The following is a 21,958-nucleotide window of genomic DNA, read 5'->3' on the forward strand; positions in this document are numbered from 1 at the left end:
TCTGCGGCTTTTCCCCCATCCTCTTTACATATCGGTAAAGTCTTTGATGGCTTCTAACGCTCGTTCTGCGAGGAGCGCATATTTCTCAGGTTTCTTCATTCGGACTGGATGACCGACGAGCCCTGGCACAAGTCCAAAGTTCGCGTTCATCGGTTGGAAGTTCTTTCCTTCGGTCGTCGTGATGTAGTGCGCCATCGCCCCCATCATCGTCTCTTTCGGGAACGCGATTGGATCTGCTTCATTCACTAACCGTGCCGCATTGATTCCTGCCGTCAAACCGGATGCTGCTGACTCGACATATCCTTCGACCCCTGTCATTTGACCGGCAAAGAATAAATCATGTCGTGTCCGTGTTTGATACGTCGCTTGCAATAAGTTCGGTGAATTGACGAACGTATTCCGGTGCATGACACCATATCGGACGATTTCGGCATTTTCTAAACCAGGAATCAAACGGATGATCCGCTTTTGCTCGCCCCACTTCAAGTGCGTTTGGAAACCGACGAGGTTGAAGAGTGTTCCAGCCGAGTTATCTTGACGAAGCTGAACGACTGCGTAAGGACGTTCGCCTGTTTTCGGGTCTTCAAGACCGACCGGTTTCATTGGTCCGAACAACAATGTTTTTGGTCCGCGTGAAGCGAGTACTTCAAATGGCATACAGCCCTCGAAGTAAATTTCTTTTTCAAATTCTTTCAGCGGAACGACTTCTGCCGCAATCAGCTCATTATGGAAATGCGTAAACTCTTCTTTTGTCATCGGACAGTTCAAGTACGCGGCTTCTCCTTTATCGTAGCGTGACTTGAGGTAGACCTTGTCTCGATCAATCGTATCCCCATCGAGAATCGGTGCTGCCGCATCGAAGAAATACAGATAATCTTCTCCCGTGAACTGTTTGAGTGATTCAGATAACGCAGCACTCGTAAGTGGTCCAGTTGCAACGATCGTCGGACCATCCGGAATCGCTTCAAGCTCTTCATGATGGACCGTGACGTTCGGATGATTCTTCAGTGTTTCTGTCACATAGCCTGCGAAGTCATGCCGATCGACAGCGAGTGCGCCCCCTGCAGGGACACTCGCTAAATCAGCCGCTTTCATGATGAGAGAGTCTAATTGACGCATCTCTTCTTTTAATACACCAACTGCATTCGTCAATTGATTCGCACGTAAGGAATTCGAACAGACGAGCTCTGCAAATTGATCGGTATGGTGGGCAGGGGTCTGCTTCACCGGTCGCATTTCATATAAATCTACTTGGACGCCTCGCTTCGCAAGCTGCCATGCTGCTTCAGAACCTGCGAGCCCGGCGCCAATTACCGTTACTCGTTTCAACGGTCACTCCTCCTCTTGCTCTTGATCGATGCGCGTTTCATGATGTCCACAAGATGTACATTCTACTTTTACACCGTTCTTGATTTTCTTTTGTACCATCATACTGCTACAGACGGGACACGGCTCTTCGACCGGCTTATCCCATGAGACGAATTCGCACTCTGGATAATTTGAACACCCATAGAACAACCGGCCTTTTTTGCTGCGACGTTCGACGATGTCCCCTGTACCACATGTCGGACACTTGACCCCAATCTCGACTTGGATCGGCTTCGTGTTTCGGCATTCCGGGAAGTTTGAGCACGCCATGAACTTGCCGTACCGTCCCATCTTGATGACCATCGCATGACCACATACTTCGCAATCTTCTCCGGCTGGTTCATCTTTGATTTCAATTTTCTCGATTTCTGCTTCCGCCCGCGTCAAACGTTTCGCGAATGATTTATAAATCGGATCGACGACTTCCGTCCACTGCATGTCGCCTTTTTCAATCGCATCAAGCAACGCTTCCATGTCTGCCGTGAATTGAACCGTGATGAATTCTTGGAAATAATCACTAATCATATCAATGACGAGCTCTCCGAGTTCAGTCGGTAAGAATTTCTTTTCTTCGAGCGTCACGTACCCTCGTTTTTGAATCGTGTCGAGTGTTGGAGCGTATGTCGACGGACGACCAATCCCGAGTTCTTCCATCGCTCGTACTAAACGTGCCTCTGTATAGCGTGGCGGTGGCTGCGTGAAGTGTTGTTTCGGGTCAATCGATTCCTGTTGCAAGACTTCACCGTCTTCGAGTGGTGGTAAGAGTCCTTCTTTGACGTCCGTCACTGCTTCATCATCTGTATCCTCGATGTAGACTTTCATGAAACCAGGGAACTTGACGGTCGAACCGTTCGCCCGGAACATGACATCGTTCGAATTCAAATCAACTTTGACCGTGTCTAAAATCGCCGGTGCCATTTGACTGGCGACGAATCGTTCCCAAATGAGTTTATACAGTCGGAACTGGTCTCGCGACAAATACGATTTAACGAGTTGTGGGTCACGCATCGTTGACGTCGGACGAACTGCTTCGTGCGCATCCTGTGAATTGGCCGCTTTTTTCTCTTTACGTTTTTCACTGGCGATGTATTCTTTTCCGTACGCATTTTCGATGAAACCATGCGCTTCGAGGTTCGCTGTTTCAGACGTTCGTGTCGAATCGGTACGCATATACGTAATCAAACCGATTGTCCCTTCTTTCCCTAACTCGATTCCCTCGTAGAGTTGTTGGGCAATCATCATCGTTTTCTTCGCCCGGAAATTAAGCTTACGTGCCGCTTCTTGCTGGAGCGAACTTGTTGTAAACGGTAACGCTGGATTACGTTTGCGCTCTTTCTTCGTTACCGAGTCGACCGTAAAGGATTCTGAAAGTTTTGCCAACACCTCGTTGACATCTTCTTCAGAATGGAGTTCACGTTTTTTACCGTCGACGCCATAAAAGTTTGCTTCGAGTTTTTCACCGTTCGCATCAAGCTCAAGTTTAATCGTCCAGTACTCTTCTGGTAAAAAGGCATTGATTTCTTGTTCCCGATCAATAATCATCTTCACGGCAACCGATTGAACACGTCCCGCAGACAATCCTTTTTTAATTTTCTTCCAAAGTAACGGACTCATGCTGTACCCAACAAGACGGTCCAAAATACGCCGCGCTTGTTGCGCGTCGACAAGATCATAGTTGATCTTGCGGGGTTTCTTGAACGAATCCTTGATGGCGTCTTTTGTGATTTCATTGAAGACGACCCGACACTCTGTCGATTCATCGACACCGAGGGCTTTCGCTAAATGCCAAGCGATCGCTTCCCCTTCACGGTCAGGGTCGGCCGCGAGATAGATTTTTTGTGCTTTTTTAGCAGCAGTTTTCAATTCTTTCAAGACCGGACCTTTACCACGAATCGTAATATATTTTGGTTCATAGTCATGTTCGACGTCGACACCCATTTGGCTTTTTGGCAAATCGATGACATGCCCCATCGATGCTTTCACGGTATAGTTCGAACCGAGATAACGTTTGATGGTTTTTGCCTTTGCAGGTGATTCGACGATTACTAAATATTTTGCCATTGCAATCGCTCCCTATTAGAGGCGTACTCGTATTTTAATCTCACTTATCATAGTAGTCTCGATTCCCATTTGTCAACGTCCATCAAGATACTTTTTGAAACTTCTTCCGGATTCAGGAGCGGAATCGCCCCTTCCGCAATCAATTGATTCGTTCCACAAAACATTTTTTCAGTCGGACAACCCGGCAAGCAATAGACGTCTTTCCCTTGGTCGAGGGCGTGTCCTGCCGTGTTCATCGTTCCGCTTTTCAACGCTGCTTCGACGATGACGAGGGCTGATGATAATCCAGCAATGATGCGATTACGTTCTAAAAATTGGAATTTTTGAATGGGGGTCTCGGGAGGGTACTCGGAGAGCAACAAACCAGCTTGTGCGATGCGATTAAAGAGGGCCGCGTGTTGTTTCGGATAAAGAGAATCGAGTCCTGTTGCCATGACGGCGATGGTTGGTTGGTCATACTTCAAGGAAAGGCGATGGACGAGGGAATCAATCCCGTAAGCTCCACCAGAGACAGTGACGAAAGGGGAATTAAAAAACGGGCGTAAGAACGATAGACGTTCTTTATGGGACGGGGATGGGGTTCGGCTACCGATGATGCTGATTAAAGGGTGACGCAGAAGCGACGGGTCACCTACGTAATACAGACCGTAAATCGGTCGTGGTATGTGGAGTAATTGTTGCGGGAACTCGGGATCGGTCGGAACAAGTAACTGAGACGGGAGGTGTTCGAGCGAAAGAGCTGCTTGATATCGCTTTTTACTCTCGGCATTTGTCGGAAGATCAGCGACCGATAAAATACCGTATTGTTCTACTAAGGCGACGATTGGATAAGGAACACGACAGGCTGCAAATCGGACATACCATTCTCGCTCCATTAACATACACTCCTTTTATATAGAAGAAAGCCGTCCTGAATCTTCAGGACAGCTCTCGACGTTTTTATTTGACCGTTGAACCCGTGACACATTGATCGTAGATACCAGCATCTTTGATGACACGAATTAACGTTTCACCAATGACTGCCGGAGAGTCTGCGACTTCGATACCATTTGCACGAAGTGTCTTGATTTTTTCCGATGCCGTACCTTTACCACCTGAGATGATGGCACCCGCATGACCCATACGTTTTCCCTCAGGAGCAGTTTGTCCACCGATGAATCCGATGACCGGCTTCGTCATGTTGGCTTTGACCCACTCAGCCGCTTCTTCTTCTGCCGTACCACCGATTTCACCAAGCATGATGACCGCTTTTGTTTCAGGATCTTCATTGAACGCTTTGAGCGTGTCGATGAAGTCTGTCCCATTGACAGGATCACCACCGATACCGACAGCAGTCGATTGACCGATTCCAGCCGTCGTCAATTGGTGAACAGCTTCATACGTCAATGTCCCAGAACGTGAAACGATTCCGACATGACCTGGTGTGTGGATGTAACCAGGCATGATGCCAAGTTTCGCGACACCCGGTGTGATAACGCCAGGACAGTTCGGACCAATCAAACGAACTGGTTTTCCGTCAAGATAACGTTTTACTTTTACCATATCAAGAACTGGAATTCCTTCTGTGATACAGATGATGAGAGCGATGTCTGAATCCGCTGCTTCCATGATTGCATCCGCAGCGAATGCTGGTGGTACATAGATAATCGATGCATTTGCCCCTGTTTTAGCGACTGCTTGCGCAACCGTATCAAAGACAGGCACGCCACCGAGCACTTCTGTTCCGCCTTTACCTGGTGTAACACCACCGACGAGGTTCGTTCCGTAATCAATCATTTGTTCACCGTGGAACATCCCTTGATTACCTGTAATTCCTTGAATGATCACTTTTGTTGATTCGTTTACCCAAATACTCATCCTTAGCTCCCCCTTACTTCACGAGCGCAGCGATTTTTTCTGCGCCGTCTGCCATTGATGTAGCTGCTGTAATCGCTAGACCTGAATCTTTGAGAATTTGTTTCCCTGCGTCAACATTTGTTCCTTCAAGACGAACGACGAGTGGTAACTCTAAGCCGACTTCTTTTGTTGCTGCAACGATCCCTTCCGCGATGACATCACACTTCATGATGCCGCCGAAGATGTTGACAAAAATTCCTTTGACGTTATCATCTGAGAGAATCAATTTGAACGCTTCCGTTACTTTCTCTTTCGTCGCGCCGCCACCTACATCGAGGAAGTTGGCCGGATCGCCACTGAAGTGTTTGATGATGTCCATGGTTGCCATCGCAAGACCTGCGCCATTAACGAGACAGCCGATATTCCCATCAAGCGCGATGTAGTTCAAATCGCTTTTTGAAGCTTCGACTTCACGTGGATCTTCTTCCGTTTCATCACGGAGTGCGACGATGTCCGCATGACGATACAACGCATTCGAATCGAAGTTCAACTTCGCGTCAAGTGCAACGACATCACCGTCTTTTGTTGTAACGAGTGGATTGATTTCAGCGATTGAGCAATCCTTTTCAACGAAGAACGTGTAGAGTTTCGTCACCATACCAACGAATTTGTTAACGAGTTTAACGGGTACACCCATTGCGAACGCTAATTTACGTGCTTGGAAAGCTTGAAGTCCGACTGCTGGATCAACGATTTCCTTGATGATTTTTTCAGGAGTCGCTTCTGCCACTTCTTCAATGTCCATTCCGCCTTCACTTGAACCCATGATGACGACACGACCTGTCACACGATCAAGGACAATCCCGAGATAGTATTCCTTATCGATCGCACAACCTTCTTCGACGAGAAGACGTTGAACGACTTTACCTTCTGGTCCTGTTTGATGCGTGACGAGCGTTTTGCCGAGTAACTCCGTCGCGAATTCTTTTACTTCTTCTTGCGATTTTGCTAGTTTGACACCACCGGCTTTACCGCGTCCCCCTGCGTGAATCTGTGCTTTGACAACTTTAATTGGGCCTGACAATTGTTCTGCTGCATCGACAGCCTCTTCGACCGTAAATGCTGCGATTCCGTTCGGTACAGGTACACCGTATGAACGAAGTAACTCTTTTGCCTGATATTCATGTACATTCATGAAAAAATCCCCCTTAACCCCTTTAGTTTCGGCTCTTTCATTGTAGTTAAAATTGGAAGCGCTGTCTATCGTTATCGACCGAAAGCATTTATTTTTTCGTGATTCCCTCATGATCGAGCTGATACAAAAAGGCAAACAGCTCGGCGATGACCCCGTATAACTCCGGCGGAACTTGCTCAGATACCTCGATTGCATCAAGTAATGTTACCAATGTCTGATCTTGCCGAATCGGAATGTTGTGTCGGATCGCTTCTTCTAAAATCCGCTCGGCGACGATTTCGGAACCTTTGGCGACGACTTTTGGAGCTGCCATTTGTTCTTCATAAGATAAAGCAATCGCTTTTTTCATGCTTGATAATCCACCCTTCCACTCCGACGTGTCAAATCGATAGGCACCCGCTCTTTCGTTTGTTCGACCAATTCAAAACGAATCAACTCATATCCCTGCTCCTTTAAGCGTTGTTCCATCATCGGTTGATAAGCGTCCATGAATGCGCTAATCCGTTGATCCGGATGAAAGACGGAAACAGCCATCTTTCGATCAGTGATTAATAAGTCAATCGCAATTTCGCCCAACTGAGGCAGTTTGAGATAAAAAGCGATTCGGGCATGGTCCGGATTGAATTCTTTTTTGTCGAACGGTGCTTCCATCGTCACATCGACATCTTCAAAGGGACCAAACTGTGGTAGTTGCAACATAAAGATGCCGCGTCCCGGTTCATTCGTCGCTTGAACGAGTTGTTGCGTCAAGATTTGATCACTCGTCTTTCGGTCAAGGGACCCTTGCCCATCTGCCTCTGCAGTACGCGCTAACTGAATGAGCTCAACAATTGTCTGTTTGAGTACTTGACCCGATCCTTCCATCGCGCGTTGGCCAAGTTGTTGTAACAGCGCACGTGTCGTCTGCGGTACTCCCTCTGACGCTGGTCGCAAGAGACTTTCAAGCATCGAAGGCAGGATTTGTTTCGCCGCAGTTTGTGGAGCTTCCGATAAAATCTTCAGCACCGGTTGCCCTTCCGTGCTCGTCACGACGAATCGGTACGACATTCCTTCTTTTAAATCAGCCGTTGTTCCAGCCGTTAGGACCCGTTGTCCGACTTGCAACTCCATTAACCCGTCCGGCAATAATTTCAATACTTTCCCGACGACATTTGCCCCTTCGCGTAACGGCATGTTGGCTTGATCAATAATCTTAAAGGGAAGTAAGGCCCGATGTTCGATTTGCACACGCATTCACCTCCTAGAGTCGATCAAGAACCGGTTTGAACGTTTTGCGATGAATCGGTGTCACACCGTATGTATCGAGTGCCTGCAAATGCTGTGCTGTCCCGTACCCTGCATGTTGCTCAAACCCGTATCCCGGATACTGTTTCGCATAGTCCTCCATCATCGCATCACGCGTTTCCTTCGCAATGACGCTCGCCGCTGCGATTGAGATGCTACGCGCATCCCCTTTAATCAGTGACGTTTGAGGTAGATTGAGATCAAGCTCCATCGCATCGACGAGCAATGCCTCGGCAGACACGCCATTCACCGCTTGTAACATCGCCTGTTTCGAGGCTTGGTAAATATTGATCCGGTCAATTTCTGCTGGTTCGATGATGCCGATGGCGACCTCTGCGACTTTACGAATATGCTGATACGCCAGTTGCCGTTGTTTTTTTGACATTTGTTTTGAGTCCGTCAACGCGGGGTGATAAAAATCTTTTGGTAAGATGACTGCTGCCGCGACGACAGGTCCAGCAAGCGGACCTCGCCCGACCTCATCGACACCAGCAATCTTCTCCCACCCCTGTGCCCGGTAAGCTTCTTCGAACTGCGAGCGTTCAATAAAACTGAGGCGCAATTGTTCTTCGAGATCGAGGCGACGGCTTGTTTGTTTCAATAACAGCCTGATCCCTTTTCGTTCATCATGCATCAGATCCTGTTCGATGGCTGCGAATTGTTCGCGTGAAATCCCTTTGAGACGTTCTCTTAAGTCTTGAATCTTCATCTGACATTCACTCCTATTTCGAAAAAAGCTTGGACCTTCTAGAGAAGGTTCCAAGCTCGTCTTATTCTGCTGTTGTTGCCCATTCTTCGACTGTTTCAAGTGTCACACGTCCGACTTTTTCCGTCCGTAGCTCATGTAACAACATCTCGCTCGTCCGTTCGAAATCGACGTATCCACCTGAATTGAACCCTCGTTTGTTCCCGATTGCTTCTAGTACATCAACGGCTTCACCGGACACATCGTCTAAGCGATAGCGTTCCATCAATTGCTCCGGATAACGCGATTTGAGCTCACGGATGGCAAACAGCGCGATGTCATCGATGTTTAAGATATCATCTTTGATTGCACCTGTTGCTGCTAGACGATAGCCAACCAACTGATCGTCGAACTTCGGCCAGAGAATACCTGGTGTATCGAGCAACTCCATCTCACCCGTCTTCATTTTGATCCATTGCTGACGTTTCGTCACACCCGGGCGGTCACCCGTGATGGCAATGTTTCGTCCGGCAAGGCGATTGATTAATGTTGATTTCCCGACGTTCGGGATGCCGATGATCAACGCTCGAATCGCACTCGGATTTCGTCCCTTTTCACGCATGCGATCATGTTTTTCTTTCATCAGGCGTAATGCACCTTCATGAATTTGTCCAAGACCCTTATTGTGTTTCGCATCGACAGCGATGACATCGACTCCGTCCTTACGAAGGGCCTTCATCCAGCGCTCCGTCAAACGCGCATCAGCCATATCGGCTTTGTTCAAGACGATTAACCGCGGTTTTCCTGCCGTAATTTGCTCGACCATCGGATTGCGACTCGACATCGGGAGACGTGCATCGACCAATTCGATGACGACGTCGATTAATTTTAATTTTTCCTGGACTTCACGACGTGCTTTCGCCATGTGACCAGGGAACCATTGTATCGTCATATATTCCACCTCAACTCATCATATTACTGGACTGCTAACTTCATGTTGTGTGACGCGGTAAGACCTGCTTCAGTTACCGTCACTTCGTTCTCAAGAAACGATCCATCCCTTAGTATACGCAAAAAAAGCCAAGAAAAGAAGTAGTGTCGTGCGGACACTACTCAATTCCTGACCTTGTTCCATCAAACGCACGGTTGATGGAGCTGTTTCTGCTAGACTCACCTTACTACGCGCCCATGATTTTTTAATCAACTGATCGTAAATCACCGAACGGATAAAAGACGAAATTTGTCGTTCCGACGATTTGATCTTCATCGACGAACCCGATGTCACGGCTATCTTTTGAGTTTTGACGGTTGTCCCCCATGACGAATACTTTACCGGCGGGTACTTTCGTTTCGCCGGTCCGTTCTTCTAATGTAAAGTCTTCCGTCAAAGGAACACCGTTCATTTGCGCTTTAAATTCTTTTAAATATGGTTCTTCCACTTTTTTATCGTTGATATACAGCATATCATCCTTGTAGTACAGCGTATCGCCTGGGACAGCGATGACACGTTTAATATAGTCACGTGTTTCCGTCGCATGGAAGACGACGATATCGCCACGCTCTGGTTCATTAAAGTAATAGGGAACCTTATTGACGACCATCCGGTCTGAATTGTGCAGTGTCGGCATCATCGACTCGCCGTCCACGATGACCGGGACGAATAGAAACGTTCGGATGATGAACGCAATCACGAGCGCTACGACAAGCGCCTTTACCCAACTAAATAACTCCTTCACGCGTTCCACTCCTTTGATTAAATCTTTAACCTAGACTTAGTATACGCATAAACGATAAAAAAAAGAAGCTTGTCCGAGGACAAGCCACTTTTTCACATGATTAACGACGAACTTCTTTAATACGCGCCGCTTTACCACGAAGGTTACGGAGGTAGTAAAGTTTCGCACGACGGACTTTACCGTAACGAACGACTTCGACTTGTGCAACACGTGGTGAGTGGAGCGGGAAAGCACGCTCTACGCCAACTCCGTAAGAAATCTTACGGACTGTGAAAGTTTCACTGATGCCGCCACCGTGACGTTTGATGACTACGCCTTCGAAAAGCTGGATCCGCTCACGCGTACCCTCGACGACTTTAACGTGTACACGGACTGTATCCCCAGGACGGAACGAAGGGACGTCTGACTTGATTTGTTCTTGTGTAATTTCACGGAACAATTGTTGTGTGTTCATGAATGATTTCTCCTTTTTTCACCAATGTTCTTATCTTCATTTGCTTATTGCATCCAACAGCGGAACATCGTTAATAGGTGGCTTTTGCCACATGTTTTAACTTATCACAATTTCATTCTTTTGACAATCCTGAAATTGACTGAAGGTACTTTAAATCACTTGCGGACAGCTCGGCTGTCTCGAGTAAATCAGGACGTCGCTCGAGCGTCCGCTTCAAGGCTTGCTGTCTTCGCCACTGCTCGATTTTTGCATGATTCCCGGATAATAAGACGTCCGGTACCCTTAATCCGTTATAGTCGGCAGGACGGGTATAATGGGGGTATTCGAGCAATCCGGTCGAAAATGAATCGTCTTCATGACTGGCCGACTTGCCGAGGACATCAGGTAACAAACGGACGACGGCATCAATCATCGTCATCGCAGCTAATTCCCCTCCCGTCAAAACGAAGTCTCCAAGCGAAACTTCGTCCGTCACCAGTTCGTCATGAATCCGTTGATCAAACCCTTCATAATGTCCACATAAGAAAACAAGTTCCGATTCCTGCGCCCATTCTTCTGCTACTGCTTGATCAAAACGCTGCCCTGTCGGTGTCATCGCAACGATGCGACGATTCGCTTTCGGCAAGGCCGCAACAGCGTCAAAAACAGGTTGCGGCGTCAACAACATCCCTGCACCACCCCCGTAAGGAGAATCATCGACACGCCCATGTCGATTCGTCGAATAGTCTCGGAAGTTAATATACTCGAGATGTATCCGCGCATCTTCTTGTGCCCGTCCGACGATTGAATGATCGAGTGCTGTGAACATGTCCGGAAAAAGCGTCAAGACTTTGATGTTCATCCTTCAATCAATCCAGGTAATGGTGTGATTTGAATCCGCTTTTCTTGCACATCGATCGACGCGACGACTTGTTCGATGTACGGAATCAAGACGTCTTTTTTTCCCGGACGTTTAATCGTCCAGACATCGTTTGCTCCGGTCTCTAAGATTTCCGAGACAACCCCGATTTTCTCATCTCCGTCATAGACGTCGCAACCGATGATTTCGTGGTAGTAATATTCATTTTCTCCGAGCTCTTGTAAGACTTCCGGCTGCACGAAAAGTTTCATCCCTTTATACTTTTCGACGTCGTTGATGTGATGCATTCCTTTGAAGGTCACCATGACGAATTGTTTATGTTTCCGGTAACTGCTCACCGTCAGCGGTACATACGTCCCCTCCGTCTCGAGAAATACGTCATTTCCGACTTTAAAGCGTTCTTCCGGAAAATCTGTACTCGCAAGTAATTTCAATTCTCCCTTTAGACCGTGTGTATTCGCGATTTTCGCGACTTCTAACCATTGCATCTTCTTCACTTCCTTCCTTTAAAATCGTCATTCTTCTATTTTTCTGCAACAAAAAGGAGGTAAGCTTTCGCTCACCTCCAAATGTCTTACTTCGCGAGTTTCGCGTTGTGGAATTTCTCCATGATACCAGCTTTTGAGAAGAGGTTACGAACTGTGTCTGATGGTTTAGCACCTTCAGCGAGCCATTTAAGAGCGAGCTCTTCGTTAAGTTTTACTTCTGCTTCTGGTTTAGCAACCGGGTTGTAGTATCCGATTTGCTCGATGAAACGACCATCACGTGGTGCACGTGAGTCTGCTACTACCACACGGTAGAAAGGTGATTTGTTTGCGCCCATGCGCTTAAGACGAATTTTAACTGCCATTCGTAAGTCCCTCCAGATATTAAATAGTTTTTTGGTTTAGTCAAATTGACAACTTCACTAGTATACAACGTTACAGCAAAAGAGAAAAGACTTTTAGAAGAATGGGAGGCCAAAGCCGCCTTTCTTTTTCCCTTTGCCCATTTGGCCGGAGAATTGTTTCATCATCTTCCGCATGTCTTCAAATTGCTTGATCAACCGGTTCACTTCTTGAATGCTACGACCACTGCCGCGCGCAATCCGTTTCCGACGACTCGCATTGAGGATTTCCGGTTCAGTCCGCTCCCGTTTTGTCATCGATTGAATAATCGCTTCGACATAAACAAGTTGCTTCTCATCGATTTGAGCATTTTTCAAGCCCTTCATCTTTCCTTTACCGGCACCCGGAATCATTCCTAACAACTCATCCAAAGGACCCATCTGTTTCACTTGCTGCAACTGCTCGATGAAATCGTCAAACGTGAACGATGCATCGCGCATTTTGCCTTCGAGCTCCTTGGCGCGTGTTGCGTCCATTTGGAACTCTGCTTTTTCAATCAGCGTTAACATATCTCCCATACCGAGAATCCGTGACGCCATCCGCTCTGGGTAGAATGGCTCGATTGCGTCTAGCTTCTCTCCAAGACCGACGAACTTAATCGGTGCTCCGGTGACTGCCTTGATGGAGAGTGCTGCTCCGCCTCGAGTATCTCCGTCGAGTTTCGTCAGGACGACCCCTGTCACGCCGAGCTTTTCATTAAAGCTTTGTGCGACATTGACCGCATCCTGACCCGTCATCGAGTCGACGACAAGGAAGATTTCGTTAGGCTTGGCGATTTCCTTCACATCGACAAGTTCCTGCATGAGGTCCTCATCGACATGTAAGCGTCCCGCCGTATCGATCAACACGATATCGTGGTGATGCTCTTTTGCATAGTCGAGCGCGCCGGTTACGATTTCTTGTGGACTTACCTGATCCCCCATTGAGAAGACCGGTAATTCAAGTTGTTTTCCTAGCGTCTCAAGTTGTTTAATCGCAGCCGGACGGTAAATATCCGCTGCGACGAGCAGTGGACTGCGATTGTGTTTTTTTCGTAAATGATTGGCGAGTTTTCCGGTTGTCGTCGTCTTACCTGCCCCTTGAAGACCAGTCATCATAATGACTGTCGGCGGACGGTTAGCGAGCGTCAACGGAGATACTTCTTCCCCCATCAATTTCGTCAATTCGTCATGGACGATTTTGACGACTTGTTGACCGGGTGTTAGAGACGTCATCACGTCTTGACCGACGGCGCGCTCCTTCACATCATTTACGAACTGTTTCACTACTTTGAAGTTGACGTCGGCTTCTAACAACGCGAGGCGGACCTCACGCATCATTTCCTTTACGTCCGCTTCAGAAATCTTACCTTTACCTCGCATTTTGGCGAGACTGGCTTGAAGCCGTTCCGATAATCCTTCGAATGCCATTGATGATGCCTCCTACTCTAATTGCTCCAGTGATTCAATCGTCACCAGTGCCTCGCTTGGAAGGTCGAGCTGCTTCAGTTCATCAAGAAGGATCTTTCGCTGCTCATATTTTTGAAACAAGGAAAGTCGTTCTTCATATTGCTCAAGCATCGCTTCCGTACGTTTTATGTTGTCGTAGACTGCTTGTCGGCTGACTTCAAACTCATCGGCGATTTCACCTAACGAAAAATCATCTAAATAATAGAGTGACATATAATTTCGTTGTTTCGGCGTCAAAAGCTCCTGATAAAAGTCAATCAGATAATTCATCCGGTTCGTTTTATCAAGTGTCATCCGAGCACCTCCACGGTTGTTAAGTGAAATTCCTTTACAGATAGTATAGTACAGCCCTCACAGTGTGTTGTCAAGTTTTTTTCTTTACAAGCAAACCTAGCTTATTCCTCTTCCGATGCCTCGTCCGTCGTTTGCTTTTCTTCGAATACGTCACCGAAGAGACCGTGGACGAATTGCTCGGCATTAAACGGTTGGAGATCGTCAATCTTTTCACCTAATCCAACGAACTTCACGGGGAGATTCAGTTCATTCTTAATCGCGAGAACGATGCCACCTTTTGCTGTCCCGTCAAGCTTCGTCAAGACGATGCCGCTGACATTCGTCGCTTGTTTGAACGCTTTGGCTTGCACCATCGCATTTTGTCCGGTCGTCGCGTCGAGCGCAAGGAGGACTTCATGCGGGGCCCCCGGGATTTCACGTTCAATGACCCGTTTGACTTTTTCGAGTTCATTCATCAAATTGACTTTGTTTTGCAGACGTCCTGCCGTATCACAAATCAAGACATCGACTTTCCGCGCTTTTGCCGCTTGAACAGCATCGAAGACGACGGCAGCAGGATCCGATCCTTCTCCCTGACGGATGACCGGTACACCGGAGCGCTCGCCCCAGACTTGCAACTGATCGATGGCGCCTGCTCGGAATGTATCCCCTGCTGCGAGCATGACCGTTTTCCCTTCATTTTTCAGGCGATTCGCAAGTTTCCCGATCGTCGTCGTTTTCCCGACACCGTTGACACCCACGAATAAGATGACACTGAGGTCGTGGTCTAAATCAAGTTCCGTTTCTTCTTCTTCAATCAACATGTTGGCGACGACTTCGACGAGTACATCACGGACTTCTTTTGTGTCTTTAACATTTTTTCGTTTGACTTCAATCTTTAATTTTTCGACCAAATCCATCGTCGTCGTCACACCGACGTCAGCTTGAATCAGCACTTCTTCTAACTCTTCAAAAAATTCTTCATCGACTTCCCGGAAACGGTAGACGAGATCATTGACGGCACTCGCAAGCCCGTCACGCGTCTTCGACAACCCTTCCGTAAACTTAGACGTGACTTCTTGTGTCGACGTCGTCAACCGGTCTTTTAGTTTCTTAAAAAAACTCATTGTTTTAGCTCCTTTGATTCTACTTCTTCAGTCAATGTTCGCCGTGCCTCTTCTAGTTTAACGGATAACACTTCCGAAATACCGTTTTGTTGCATCGTCACGCCGTATAAAACATCCGCTGACTCCATCGTACCTTTCCGGTGTGTGATGATGATGAATTGTGTATCACGCGCCAACTGATGAACGAACTCACCGAACCGGGCAACGTTCGCTTCGTCAAGAGCTGCTTCGACCTCATCAAGTACACAAAACGGGACGGGACGCGTCTTCAAAATCGCGAACAACAAGGCAATCGCCGTTAACGCGCGTTCCCCACCAGATAAGAGTGACAAGTTCTGTAGTTTTTTACCCGGTGGTTTCGCGACGATGTCGATCCCGCTCGTCAAGAGGTCGCTCGGATTGACAAGAATCAAGTCCGCTTCTCCTCCACCGAACAATTCGCGGAATGTCTCACGGAAGTGTTCCCGTACAGCCGTAAACGTCTCTTTAAAGAGTCGGACGACTTCACGATCCATCTCATCGATGACGGCATATAAATCCGTTTTCGCCGTCACTAAGTCATCACGTTGCGTCGAGAGGAACGTAAACCGTTGATCGACTTCAGCGAACTCTTCAATCGCACCGATATTAACAACTCCGATTTCTTCTAATTGACGCTTGAGGAGGTGTACTTCCTCTTTCGCCTCTTCGAATGGAATCGTCAGCGGTTCAATCAATTCGAGAATCAGCCCCATCTCGTCGAGCATTTCTTGACGTGTTTCAAGACGTGTACTGATTCTGCCGTGGTTGAGGCGCGCTTGATCGACTTGTTGTTTCGCCGACTGTTGCTCCTCTTTCAGCTTCGCTTCACGGATCCGTAGAAGTCGTAAACTTTCGCCGTCACGTTGGATTTGGTCCGTGATTGCTTTCAATTCTTGTTCAACCGTTGTTTGTTCTTTAAGCATCTGCGCCTGCTCTGCATGCAATGCTTCGATTTGACCTTCACCAAACCCTTCGAGCACATGTTTTAAATCACGCCGCTTATGACTCCGTTCGAGTTTCGCATGATTCAACGACTCTTCGATTCGTTCGACTTCACGATTGACTTGATCTAACTTCAAGATCATTGTCCGTTCTTCGAGCAAGGCATCTGCTTGTTGTTGTTTCAAGTCTTCGATTGTCACAGCACCACGGGCCTGTGCCTCTTTTAGCTGATCGAGATCACGTCTGAGTTCTTGTTGCCGCTTCGTCAAGTTCGCGATATCGTGCTCAGCTTGTTCAATCGTCGTCTTCGCTTCCCGTTCTTGCTCCGCCAACCGTTGCAACTGGCCATCTTGGACGGACAGTTCCGAAGCTGTGATTGCGAGACCATGTTTCGCCTCCGTCAATTCATCCCGAAGTGATTCAAGTGTCGTTCGCGTCGTTTTCATTTCTTGCGCAAGCGTCTCAAGCGTAACGTTCAATTGTTCATCTACTACTTTCATCTCCGCGAGGCGGCGCTCTTGTTCACGAATGACCGCCTGTCCTTGCGTCAGCCCTTCGCGGAGTTCGTCTAACTCCCGTGATTGACTAAAGAGTGGCGTCCCTTTTTTTCGGCTCCCCCCTGTCATCGAACCACCGACGTTGACGACATCTCCGTCGAGCGTCACGAGCCGATACCGATGTCCCGTTGCACGGGCAATCGCGTTCGCTTGTTCAAGCGATTCGACGACAAGCGTCGTCCCGAGCAAGTTCTGTTTTAATTTCGTCAGCTCATCGGTCGTCGTCACGAGTTCACTCGCAACGCCGATGTATCCTTGCATCGCAGATAGTTGATCGCGAACCGATTGATTCAAATCGCGCCGTTGAATCGAACTGAGCGGCATGAACGTCGCCCGTCCCGCATTTAGACGGCGTAATTCCTGAATCAATTTCCGTCCTGTCGCGTCTGTATCGACGACGACGTTTTGCATGGCTCCACCAAGTGCCGTTTCGATCGCCGCTTCATATCGGGCCGGTACGGAAATCAATTCGGCAACCGCTCCATATATGCCTGAAATGTGATCACGCTGTTTCAAAATCGTTTTGACGGCACCGAAATAACCACTGTAATCTGCCTTGACGGACTCCAAAAATTCAATCCGGTCCTCTGTTTTATCACGCCGGCGATGGAGATCGACGATGGATCGTTCGACTTGCGTCATCATCGTTCGCTGTTCGTGTTGCTTCGTTTCAACTTGCGTCTCTTCCGCCACTAAGGCATCGAGCTGTTGCCGCACGTTTAAAAAGCTCGCTTCTAGTCGGTCGACCTCGGCCGCATAAGCTGTTTGCGCCGATTGTTTCGACCCTGTCCCTTTCGCGAACGTCCGGCGTAACTCTTCCGCACTCTGTAAATCTTGTTTTGCTCGGTTATAGGCGTTATTCGTCGCCGCCAGCCGACTCGCTACTTCAAACGCTTCAGACCGTAGTTGCTCTGCTTCTTTTTCAAAATCACGTTCCGAATACGTTAATGCGGCATCTGCTTGTTCACGACGTTTGACAGTTCCCTCGTATGTTTGCTTCGTTTCGTCTCGTAAGCGAACTGCTTTTTTCGCCTCATCCTCAATTAGGGAAACACGCGCTTCAAGTGTCGCCACTTCTTGTTCTAAACGCTCTTTCATTTGCGTCCCATGTTTCTCACGTTCTTTTGCCAAGTTCAGCGAACCTTGAATTTCAACGAGCGTCGTCGAGACGGTTCGTAACCGTTCCTGCATCTCTGTCTCTGTCCGGCGAATGTTTTCAAGCATTGTTTCTTGTTCTTCTCTCGAGGTTTGCGTTTTCTCAAGACGTGCCTGTTCATTTGACAACTCACGCTCAAACGTTTCGATTTCCGTCGTCAATCGGGCAATTTGTTCCATATAGTTTTGAATTTCTTCTGCAATGATGCCACGTTCTAAAAAGTCGAACCGGTCGCGGGCAATCAGATACTCTTTTGCAAGCGCTGCTTGTTCTCGTAACGGTTCGATTCGTCCACCGAGTTCAAATAAAATATCATCGACACGTGAGAGATTCGTTTCCGTGTCACTCAACTTCCGCTCCGCTTGTTTTTTCCGGTGCCGGTATTTTAAGACACCCGCCGCCTCTTCGATGACAGACCGCCGCTCTTCCGGTTTCCCGGAGATGACTTGTTCGACACGTCCTTGACCAATGATTGCGAAGGCATCACGGGACAGTCCCGTATCCATGAAGAGATCGAGGACGTCCTTCAAGCGACATGGTTTTTTATTAAGAAAATAATCACTGTCTCCATTTCGACTGACGCGTCGTGTCACGCTCAACTCTTGGTAAGGTAACGCAACCGTTCCCGACTCATTATCGAGGACAAGCGTTACTTCTGCGAACTGCTTTCGATGTTCTGACATACTGCCGGCGAAGATGACATCTTCCATCTTCGCGCCGCGTAATGATTTAGCCGATTGCTCACCGAGCACCCAGCGCACTGCATCCGATATATTCGACTTCCCACTACCGTTCGGTCCGACGACTGCCGTCACTCCCGGTAGGAAGTCAAGTTCTGTCCGGCTCGCAAAAGATTTGAAGCCGTTGATTTCAATTCGTTTTAAGTACATCTTTACCACCCGTATGTTTAAATTTCTTTTAATTTTCTTTTAGTTTACCATAGCCGAAAGGTCTACAAAATGGTAGGTTTTATGGTAATGTTAACGGTAAAGACGTGAAGAGGAGAATTCAACGATATGACAATTGAACAAATGATTGAAGCAATCTTGGATAAATTAAATATTATTAATAAAGGCGTCATCAAAGCCGAGCAGTTCGACGGCACGAAAAATGACGACTTAAAAGAAATTTATGAGTTCGTCATGATGCGTGAATCGTTATCACTCGCTGAGGTCGATGCAATCGTCGATGAACTAAAATCACTGAAGACGGTGTAAGAAACCATATAAAAAAAGGCGTTCCCAATCGGGCGCCTTTTTTTATATGGTTTTTTTACTTAAAATTGTTTTTTCAGCTCAAGCAAGGCTTGTTTCGCTGCTTGCTGTTCTGCTTCTTTTTTCGAACGACCGGTCCCGATTCCTTCAAGCTTATCCGGGACTTGAACACGCGAGATGAATTCCCGGCTATGTGCGGGACCACGCTCTTCGATGATTTCGTATTCAATTTGTCCGAGTCCGACCCGTTGAATCGCTTCTTGTAATTGGCTCTTGAAGTCTGTCTGCTCTTCGAAGAAACCAGATGCCACTTTCGGAAAAACCGCTTCGGCGAGGAATCGCTCTGCTGCTTCAATGCCTTGGTCAAGATAAAGTGCACCGATAAACGCTTCAAATACGTCAGCAAGTAATGCTGGCCGATTTCGTCCGCCTGTCAGTTCTTCCCCTTTACCTAGCAAAATCATGTCAGAGAATTCATAATGATTGGCAAACTGGACGAGCGATGGTTCACACACGATAGCTGCTCGCAGTTTTGTTAATTCCCCCTCGGAACGTTCCGGGTAGTGTTCAAATAAATATCTTGAGACCGTCAATTCTAAGACCGCATCCCCTAAAAATTCAAGTCGTTCGTTATCCCCATCCGATTCACGTTGTTCATTGACGAACGAAGAATGGGTAAACGCTTGCTTCAACAATTCGACATTTGAAAAATGAATCGAAAGGCGCGTTTGTAACTCTTCGAATTTTTGCTCGATTTGAGCAAACGTCCGCGCATCTTTTCGACGTTTTACGTAAGGTCCTTTTCGGACACGACGTCCTTTTTGATTCGTCATAATTCCTCCTAAACAGCTAAATCCCACCGCAAAAGAGCGGTGGGTCAGCGTCAATGATTAGACTTGTGTTTCGATGTAGCTGACGACATCGCCGACAGTCTTCAAGTTTTCTGCTTGATCGTCTTCGATTGTGATTTCGAATTTATCTTCGAGATCCATAACGAGTTCCATTACTTCAAGTGAATCTGCACCGAGATCGTCTTTGAACGATTTATCGAGTGTGATTTCACTTTGCTCTTTACCTAATTTTTCTGCGATTGCCTCTTGTACGTCTACTAAAATTTGCTCTTTTGTCATTTGAAATCCCTCCATGAGTTGAGTATATAAGATGATTGCCGATTTGGCAAAGTACTACCGGTGTTCAGTTACATTGTCATGCCGCCATCAACTGCGAGCGTTTGCCCTGTGATGTAACGGGCTTCATCCGAAGCGATGAAGCTGACGAGTGCTGCGATGTCTTGCGTTTGCCCAAACCGTTTCAATGGAATTTGTCCAAGTGACAGATTCCGTTGATCGTCCGTCAATTCATCGGTCATATCTGTTTCGATGAATCCTGGGCAAATCGCATTCGCTGTGACCCCTTTACTTGCGAGTTCACGGGCGACCGATTTCGTCAACCCAATCAAACCGGCTTTCGCGGCCACATAGTTCGCTTGCCCCGGATTACCCGTGATGCCGACGACCGAAGCGATATTGATGATGCGACCACCCGTCTTCATCAACGGGCGTGACGCCGCTTGTGTGACGAGGAACGCCCCTTTTAGGTTCGTATCAACGACAGCATCAAAATCGGCTTCTTTCATACGCATCAACAAACCGTCGCGTGTGATACCGGCGTTGTTGACGACACAATCCAGTTGACCGAATGCATCGACAGTCTGTTTAACCAACGCCTTGACTTGATCAGCGTTCGCAACGTCGGCTTGGATGGCGATTGCCTCACCACCAGTCGCGATGATATCCGCGACGATGGCCTCTGCTTTTTCAGTGCTACCGGCATAGTTGACGACAACTTTAAAACCATCTGCCGCGAGACGTGTTGCGATCGCCGCACCGATTCCTCGTGAGGCGCCTGTTACGAGTGCTACCTTACTCATCCACGAATTCCCTCCGCTTCTAGTTGTTCAAGTGTCGTGATACTAATGATTTTAACGTCTTTTTTGATACGTTTGACAAGCCCACTAAGTGGTGAAGACGGTCCGAATTCGATGAAGGTATCAACACCCTCTTCAATCAATTGCTCAACACACGCCTCAAAGCGAACAGGTGAATACAATTGTTGAACGAGCAGACGTTTCAAGTCGTCCGGTTGATCGTGAAACGATCCGTCCACGTTTGAGATAAACTTCGCTTGCGCCGCTTCGAATGGTGAAGAAGCAAGGAAATCTTCGAACCGTGGTGCGAACGGTGTCATTAAAGAGGAGTGGAACGCACCGGAGACATCGAGTGGTAAGACACGCTTTGCACCGAGCTCTTTTAATTTCGCTGTCGCCGATTCGACGGCTGCGACGTGCCCTGATATGACAAATTGGCCGGGACAGTTGTAGTTCGCGATTTGCACGATTTCACCTGTCGCCGCAATCGATTCGACGGCATGGTGTGCCGCTTCGACATCGTTTAATCCGATGACGGCAGCCATCGTTCCACCTGAAACCTGGTTCATCAACTTACCACGTTCATGGACAAGATAAACGGCTTCACTCGGCGTAAGGACCGATGCTGCGACAAGCGCGCTGTACTCCCCGACGCTATGCCCAAGGACATAGTCCGGTTTGTTACCGAGTGCCGCATAACGAGTGGCGAGAAGTGTACTATGTGCGACGATTGCGGGTTGAGCAAGCTCCGTCGCCTTTAGTTCTTCTTTTGTACCCGTCGTTAACAGCGTTGTTAAATCTAGGCCGATTCGTGTTCCGAGATCGACTAACGTTTGTTTAGTTTCTTCCTCACTGACAAGTGTCTGTCCCATACCGGGCATTTGTGACCCTTGCCCCGGAAACATCCATACCGTTTTCCCCATCTCGC

At 47.8% G+C, this 21,958-nt stretch carries 23 protein-coding genes; 1 reads left to right on the plus strand and 22 read right to left on the minus strand.

Annotated features, from left to right (window positions below; translation table 11 throughout):
• Positions 1-24: 24 nt before the first annotated feature.
• The 18 genes from trmFO to smc all read right to left on the minus strand — a co-directional run bounded on the left by trmFO (position 25) and on the right by smc (position 18,779).
• Complete coding sequence (gene trmFO / locus KNP99_RS04115) at positions 25-1,329, minus strand: FADH(2)-oxidizing methylenetetrahydrofolate--tRNA-(uracil(54)-C(5))-methyltransferase TrmFO (RefSeq protein ID WP_214845131.1); 1,305 nt, start codon at positions 1,327-1,329, stop codon at positions 25-27.
• 3 nt (positions 1,330-1,332) lie between these two features.
• Positions 1,333-3,429, minus strand: a complete 2,097-nt coding sequence (gene topA / locus KNP99_RS04120) for a type I DNA topoisomerase (protein WP_088837373.1) — start codon at positions 3,427-3,429, stop codon at positions 1,333-1,335.
• 47 nt (positions 3,430-3,476) lie between these two features.
• A complete protein-coding gene (gene dprA, locus KNP99_RS04125; RefSeq protein ID WP_214768595.1) occupies positions 3,477-4,304 on the minus strand; it encodes a DNA-processing protein DprA in 828 nt (275 codons plus the stop codon).
• Between the two features lie 64 nt (positions 4,305-4,368).
• Positions 4,369-5,286: a succinate--CoA ligase subunit alpha gene (gene sucD, locus KNP99_RS04130; protein ID WP_088837375.1), complete on the minus strand. Its 918-nt coding sequence runs from the start codon at positions 5,284-5,286 to the stop codon at positions 4,369-4,371.
• A 13-nt stretch (positions 5,287-5,299) separates the two neighbouring features.
• On the minus strand, positions 5,300-6,460 hold the full coding sequence (sucC, locus tag KNP99_RS04135; protein WP_029330843.1) for an ADP-forming succinate--CoA ligase subunit beta: 1,161 nt from the start codon (positions 6,458-6,460) through the stop codon (positions 5,300-5,302).
• An 88-nt stretch (positions 6,461-6,548) separates the two neighbouring features.
• The gene (locus tag KNP99_RS04140) at positions 6,549-6,809 is read right to left on the minus strand and encodes an EscU/YscU/HrcU family type III secretion system export apparatus switch protein (protein ID WP_088837376.1); all 261 of its coding nucleotides are present in this window, start codon (positions 6,807-6,809) and stop codon (positions 6,549-6,551) included.
• On the minus strand, positions 6,806-7,687 hold the full coding sequence (locus tag KNP99_RS04145) for a flagellar hook-length control protein FliK (RefSeq protein WP_214765157.1): 882 nt from the start codon (positions 7,685-7,687) through the stop codon (positions 6,806-6,808). The genes KNP99_RS04140 and KNP99_RS04145 overlap by 4 nt, the downstream gene beginning before the upstream one ends.
• A 13-nt stretch (positions 7,688-7,700) precedes the next feature.
• Complete coding sequence (locus KNP99_RS04150; protein WP_088837378.1) at positions 7,701-8,453, minus strand: ribonuclease HII; 753 nt, start codon at positions 8,451-8,453, stop codon at positions 7,701-7,703.
• Between the two features lie 61 nt (positions 8,454-8,514).
• On the minus strand, positions 8,515-9,381 hold the full coding sequence (gene ylqF / locus KNP99_RS04155; protein ID WP_088837379.1) for a ribosome biogenesis GTPase YlqF: 867 nt from the start codon (positions 9,379-9,381) through the stop codon (positions 8,515-8,517).
• A 244-nt stretch (positions 9,382-9,625) separates the two neighbouring features.
• Positions 9,626-10,165, minus strand: a complete 540-nt coding sequence (gene lepB / locus KNP99_RS04160; protein ID WP_088837380.1) for a signal peptidase I — start codon at positions 10,163-10,165, stop codon at positions 9,626-9,628.
• 100 nt (positions 10,166-10,265) lie between these two features.
• Positions 10,266-10,619, minus strand: coding sequence for a 50S ribosomal protein L19 (gene rplS, locus KNP99_RS04165; protein ID WP_088837381.1), 354 nt, complete (start codon positions 10,617-10,619; stop codon positions 10,266-10,268).
• Positions 10,620-10,731: 112 nt separating this feature from the next.
• The gene (gene trmD / locus KNP99_RS04170; protein ID WP_214768598.1) at positions 10,732-11,460 is read right to left on the minus strand and encodes a tRNA (guanosine(37)-N1)-methyltransferase TrmD; all 729 of its coding nucleotides are present in this window, start codon (positions 11,458-11,460) and stop codon (positions 10,732-10,734) included.
• On the minus strand, positions 11,457-11,966 hold the full coding sequence (rimM, locus tag KNP99_RS04175; protein ID WP_029330851.1) for a ribosome maturation factor RimM: 510 nt from the start codon (positions 11,964-11,966) through the stop codon (positions 11,457-11,459). Before rimM ends, trmD begins: the two co-directional genes overlap by 4 nt.
• A gap of 86 nt (positions 11,967-12,052) precedes the next feature.
• Complete coding sequence (gene rpsP, locus KNP99_RS04180) at positions 12,053-12,328, minus strand: 30S ribosomal protein S16 (RefSeq protein ID WP_012370770.1); 276 nt, start codon at positions 12,326-12,328, stop codon at positions 12,053-12,055.
• Between the two features lie 93 nt (positions 12,329-12,421).
• Complete coding sequence (ffh, locus tag KNP99_RS04185) at positions 12,422-13,774, minus strand: signal recognition particle protein (RefSeq protein ID WP_214765163.1); 1,353 nt, start codon at positions 13,772-13,774, stop codon at positions 12,422-12,424.
• Positions 13,775-13,786: 12 nt separating this feature from the next.
• Positions 13,787-14,107 (minus strand): putative DNA-binding protein, encoded by a 321-nt coding sequence (locus tag KNP99_RS04190; RefSeq protein ID WP_088837385.1) that lies wholly within the window; start codon positions 14,105-14,107, stop codon positions 13,787-13,789.
• A 101-nt stretch (positions 14,108-14,208) separates the two neighbouring features.
• Entirely contained in the window at positions 14,209-15,213 is a 1,005-nt protein-coding gene (gene ftsY / locus KNP99_RS04195) for a signal recognition particle-docking protein FtsY (protein WP_214845132.1), read from the minus strand.
• On the minus strand, positions 15,210-18,779 hold the full coding sequence (gene smc, locus KNP99_RS04200) for a chromosome segregation protein SMC (RefSeq protein WP_214845133.1): 3,570 nt from the start codon (positions 18,777-18,779) through the stop codon (positions 15,210-15,212). Before smc ends, ftsY begins: the two co-directional genes overlap by 4 nt.
• A 126-nt stretch (positions 18,780-18,905) precedes the next feature.
• Here smc and KNP99_RS04205 point away from each other — a divergent pair, with 126 nt between their 5' ends.
• A complete protein-coding gene (locus tag KNP99_RS04205; RefSeq protein WP_029330856.1) occupies positions 18,906-19,106 on the plus strand; it encodes a DUF1128 family protein in 201 nt (66 codons plus the stop codon).
• Positions 19,107-19,165: 59 nt separating this feature from the next.
• Here KNP99_RS04205 and rnc read toward each other — a convergent pair whose 3' ends face one another.
• From rnc to fabD, 4 genes are all read right to left on the minus strand, one after another.
• Complete coding sequence (gene rnc, locus KNP99_RS04210; protein ID WP_088837388.1) at positions 19,166-19,936, minus strand: ribonuclease III; 771 nt, start codon at positions 19,934-19,936, stop codon at positions 19,166-19,168.
• A gap of 57 nt (positions 19,937-19,993) precedes the next feature.
• The gene (acpP, locus tag KNP99_RS04215) at positions 19,994-20,233 is read right to left on the minus strand and encodes an acyl carrier protein (protein ID WP_012370777.1); all 240 of its coding nucleotides are present in this window, start codon (positions 20,231-20,233) and stop codon (positions 19,994-19,996) included.
• A 68-nt stretch (positions 20,234-20,301) separates the two neighbouring features.
• Positions 20,302-21,033, minus strand: coding sequence for a 3-oxoacyl-[acyl-carrier-protein] reductase (gene fabG, locus KNP99_RS04220; protein WP_088837389.1), 732 nt, complete (start codon positions 21,031-21,033; stop codon positions 20,302-20,304).
• Positions 21,030-21,953: an ACP S-malonyltransferase gene (fabD, locus tag KNP99_RS04225; protein ID WP_088837390.1), complete on the minus strand. Its 924-nt coding sequence runs from the start codon at positions 21,951-21,953 to the stop codon at positions 21,030-21,032. The genes fabG and fabD overlap by 4 nt, the downstream gene beginning before the upstream one ends.
• Positions 21,954-21,958: the final 5 nt, after the last annotated feature.

Source organism: Exiguobacterium sp. s95 (genome assembly GCF_018618655.1).
Classification (GTDB): Bacteria; Bacillota; Bacilli; order Exiguobacteriales; family Exiguobacteriaceae; genus Exiguobacterium_A; species Exiguobacterium_A oxidotolerans.